This is a genomic window from Neisseria sp. P0021.S007, assembly GCF_051956855.1.
Window position 1 is genome coordinate 1 of record NZ_JBQCXA010001117.1, and the last position, 529, is coordinate 529.

Genomic DNA, 529 nt, shown 5'->3' on the forward strand with positions numbered 1-529 from the left:
CCTTAAAACAGGTTGAGAAGAAGCATAAATGCCTAAAGGCGCGCATGAGGTTTAAATTATGAATAGATTATTCTTGTGTATTTCATGGAATCCTGTGTAGTTTTTGACCTATAATATTTACTTCAAAGTAATAGGGCAGGCCGTCTGAAACGAAATGCCGATAAGAGGAATACATTATGCGTCCGCTCAATGCGCAAATCCGTTTGGATAATTTACGTCAAAATTATCGTTTTCTCAAAGAGTTGCACGGCAATAAATTGTTGGCTGTGATTAAGGCCGATGCTTACGGGCATGGCGCGGTCAGATGTGCACACGCGTTGGCGGATATTGCCGATGGCTTTGCGGTGGCAACGGTAGATGAAGGCGTGGAGTTGCGTCAAAACGGCATTAAAAATCCGATTGTTTTGTTGGAAGGCGTATTTGAGGCTGCGGAATATGCGGATGTTGACCGTTATGATTTGTGGCCGGCAATCGGCAGCCAATGGCAGCTGGAGGCGTTTGTGCATCATGAGTGGCAACGTCCGACAAC

Annotated in this window: 1 protein-coding gene; it reads left to right on the forward strand. The window is 45.4% G+C overall.

Features of this window, described 5'->3' with window-relative positions:
- Positions 1–176: 176 nt before the first annotated feature.
- A partial coding sequence (locus ACTHUR_RS17815; RefSeq protein ID WP_440400063.1) for an alanine racemase occupies positions 177–529 on the forward strand: 353 nt, incomplete at its 3' end.